The 3,628-nt window shown below is 74.3% G+C and carries 2 protein-coding genes; both read right to left on the reverse strand.

All coding sequences use genetic code 11. The annotated features are described in order from the left end of the window. Positions 1–53 precede the first annotated feature (53 nt). On the reverse strand, positions 54–1,784 hold the full coding sequence (locus ACFRMQ_RS39255) for a protein kinase (protein WP_380735683.1): 1,731 nt from the start codon (positions 1,782–1,784) through the stop codon (positions 54–56). A 112-nt stretch (positions 1,785–1,896) separates the two neighbouring features. Next, complete coding sequence (locus ACFRMQ_RS39260; RefSeq protein WP_380735684.1) at positions 1,897–3,357, reverse strand: protein kinase; 1,461 nt, start codon at positions 3,355–3,357, stop codon at positions 1,897–1,899. Positions 3,358–3,628 lie beyond the last annotated feature (271 nt).

Below are 3,628 nucleotides of genomic sequence, written 5' to 3' on the forward strand. Positions count from 1 at the left end.
GTTCGACACCGGTCGGCCCGCTCCGTCGGTTCTCCCGTCGGTTCTCCCGTCGGTCAGCCGTTGCCGAGCTGCACGGGTGGCGAGGGTGTCGAAGGCAACGGGTTGGTCTTGCTCGGCAGCGGGTTCGGCAGCCCGCCGCCACTGCCGTTGCCGTTGCCACCGGGTGACGCCCCGCCGCTCGCACTCGCCGTCGAGTTCCCGGTCGGCGTGTGGCTCGCGGACTCGGTCGGCGTCGGGCTCTGCGAGTGCCGGCCCGAAGTCGGCGACGGCAGCGTGTTGTTGCCGTTGTTCCAGGTGTTGTTCCCGGTGTTGCCGGGGTCGGTCGGCTGCTGCTGCGGCGGCTTCTTGCTGCCGGAGACCGAGGCCGGCGGGCTCGGCAGACCGCTCTGCGCCGCCGGCGCGGACGGCTCGGTGGTGCTGACCGCCGGGGGCGGCGTCGGGTCCACGCTCTGGGCCTTGTCGCCGAAGCCGCCGAGCGCGAACGCGATGCCCGCGCCGGACGCGACCAGCACGGCGACCGCACCGGCCACCCAGGCCCACGGCCCGCGCCGGCCACCGGAGTCCCCGCCGTGCTCGACCGCGCCGTCACCGCCGTACGGGCCGCCGGCCGCCAGGTAGGGCGAGACGGGCGCCTGCGGGCCGCCCGTCGAGTAGGGCAGCACGGAGGTCTGGTCGCCCGGGCGGACCGCGCCGAACGCCGTGGTCGCCGCCTGGTCCGGCCGGAGCACCTGGGTCGCGCCGGTGTCGCCCGCGGCCCCGCCGGCCCAGCCCGCCCCGGCCGCGCTGTGCATCTCGCGCAGCGCGTGCTGCACGTGTGCGCGGAACTCGTCGGCGTCCTGGAAGCGGTCGTCCGGGTTCTTGGCGAGCGAGCGCAGCACCAGCGGGTCGAGCCCGGTCGGCACCCGGCCGTTGGCCTGCGAGGGCGGCACCGGCGGGTCCTGGACGTGCTGGTAGACCACCGAGAGCGGGGTGTCGCCGGTGAACGGCGGGCGCAGCGTGAGCAGTTCGTAGAGCATGCAGCCGGCCGCGTACAGGTCGGAGCGGTGGTCGACCGGCTTGCCGAGCGCCTGCTCGGGCGAGAGGTACTGCGGGGTGCCCATGACCATGCCGGTCTGGGTCATCGTGGTGGCCCCGCCGGTCAGCGCCCGGGCGATGCCGAAGTCCATCACCTTGACCGCACCGGCGTTGGTGATGGACACGTTGGCGGGCTTGATGTCCCGGTGGACGATGCCGTTGCGGTGGCTGTAGGCGAGCGCCTCCAGCACCCCGGCGATGATGATCAGCGCCTGGTCGACCGGCGGCGGCGCCTCGTCCGCCAGCAGCTCACGGACGGTGCGGCCCTCGACCAGCTCCATCACGATGTACGGCGTGGACTCGTCCCCGACGTACTCCTCGCCGGTGTCGTAGACGGCGACGATCGAGTGGTGGTTGAGCGCCGCGACGGCGTGGGCCTCACGGGTGAAGCGCAGCCGGGCGACATCGTCCTGGGCCAGCTCGCCGCGCAGCAGCTTGACCGCGACGGTGCGGCCGAGCCGCACGTCCTCGGCGGCGAACACCTCGGCCATGCCGCCGCGCCCGAGCCGGTGGGTCAGCCGGTAGCGGCCGTCGCCGACGGTGCTCAGCGGTACTGCGGTGCCGCGGCCCGGAGTCTGCGGGCCGCCGACGACCGGCGGCAGTGCCGAGGTCGCGGCCTCGCTGCCCGGCTCGGGGATCCTCGGCGTCCCGCCGGTCCGGCCGACCGCTCGGGCACCCGCCTCTTCGTCCGGCTGCTGCGTCTGTGCCATCGCTCCTCGCCCCGGGCGTTCGCTCGGATCGCGGTGCCCTGTCGCTTACGTATCCCCGAACGCTACCGCTTCCGACGGGCGACCGTGGTACCCCGGAACCGGTCGGAAGTCGTCAGAGCAGGCCGTCGCGGTCGGCCGGGCGCTCGACGACCAGCACGTCGGCCGGGCGCTCCGCGTGGCCGATCTTGCCCGTCTTCTCCTGGGCGCGGTTGACCACGATCGCGATGATGATGCCCGCGAGCACCAGCACGCCGACGATGATGCCGACCACCACCACGGCCGTGGAGCAACCGCCACCGGACGCCTTCGGCTGCCGGTACGGCGGCATCGGCTGCGGCGGCGGGGTGTGCGCGCCCTGCTGGAGCCCCCCCTGCCCGTACTGCGGGTGCGGGGTGTGCGGCTGCGGCGGCGGCGTCCGGTAGGCGGGCGGCGGGGTCTGGTACTGCGGCTGCGCGCCCTGCTGGAGCCCCCCTTGCCCGTACTGCGGGTGCGGGGTGTGCGGCTGCGGCGGCGGCGTCCGGTAGGCCGGCGGCGGGGTCTGGTACTGCGGCTGCGCGCCCTGCTGGAGCCCCCCTTGCCCGTACTGCGGGTGCGGCGTCGGCGGCGCCTGCGGGGCGGCGTGCACCGAGCGCGGGCCCTCGTTGATCACCAGCGGGGTGCTGGCCTCCAGCTTGTGCCCGCCGCCGCCGTTCCTGGCCGCCGCGATCAGCCGCTCCGCCTCGTCCCGCATCGCCGCCGCGCTCTGGAACCGGTGCGCCGGGTCCTTGCGCAGCGCCTGGGCCACGAAGGCGTCCACCGCGGGGGTGACCGAGCGGTTGAGGGTGGAGGGGGCCGGCGGCTCCTCCTGGACGTGCTTGTAGGCGATCGAGAACGCCGAGTCGCCGTCGAAGACCAGCTGTCCGGTGAGCATCTCGAAGAGCATCACGCCGACCGAGTACAGGTCGGAGCGGGCGTCCACCGGCTTGCCGAGCGCCTGCTCGGGCGAGAGGTACTGCGGGGTGCCGACCACCATGCCCGTCTGCGTCATCGACGTGACGCCGGATTCCAACGCGCGGGCGATGCCGAAGTCCATCACCTTGACGTTGCCCTTGCGGTCGAACATGACGTTGCCGGGCTTGATGTCGCGGTGCACCAGGCCCATGTCGTGCGAGGCCTCCAGCGCGTTCAGCACACCGACGCTGACCCTCAGGGCATCCTCGGTCGGCATCGCGCCGTACCGGCCGATCGCCTCGTTGATCGTCTCGCGCAGGCCCATGCCGTCGATCAGCTGCATGACGATGTACGGCGTGCTGGAGCCGTCCGGGGCGACGTCCTCGCCGCTGTCGTAGACCGTGACGATGTTGGGGTGCTCCAGCCGGGCCACCGCCTGGGCCTCGCGGCGGAACCGCTCCTTGAACGAGTCGTCCCGGCCCAGCTCGCTGTGCATGCTCTTCAGCGCGACCTGCCGGTCCAGCACCCGGTCGTGGGCGAGGTGCACGGAGGCCATGCCGCCCTCGCCCAGCAGCCGCTGCAGCACATAGCGGCCGTTGCCCAGGGAGAAGCCCTCGACCGCCGCGTTGCCGTGCTCGCTCATGGTCCTCTGCTCCCCCTCGGCGCGGCCGTGCTCGCCGCAGCCTGACGTTCGGTCTCGTCCGTGCGTGGTGGGCCCGGCCCGCCGGCCTGCGGGCCCCGTCGCGGCGGGTTCCCCCGGCCGCCGACAGGGGCCAGGGTATCGGCTCGCGCCGACGGTGATCGGTCCAGGTCCGTTCCCGTTCCGGGCCCGGAACCGGGAGTGCCGGGCCGGGCCGCGGCGGCCCGGCCCGGGCGGGGACCGTCACGGTACGTCCGGCCCGACGGCGCTCCGC

Source organism: Kitasatospora sp. NPDC056783 (assembly GCF_042789895.1).
GTDB lineage: Bacteria > Actinomycetota > Actinomycetes > Streptomycetales > Streptomycetaceae > Kitasatospora.

Coding starts and splice junctions, on each gene's coding strand:
- ACFRMQ_RS39255 (WP_380735683.1), bottom strand. CDS start 1,784: ATGGCACAGACGCAGCAGCCGGACGAAGAGGCGGGTGCCCGAGCGGTC.
- ACFRMQ_RS39260 (WP_380735684.1), bottom strand. CDS start 3,357: ATGAGCGAGCACGGCAACGCGGCGGTCGAGGGCTTCTCCCTGGGCAAC.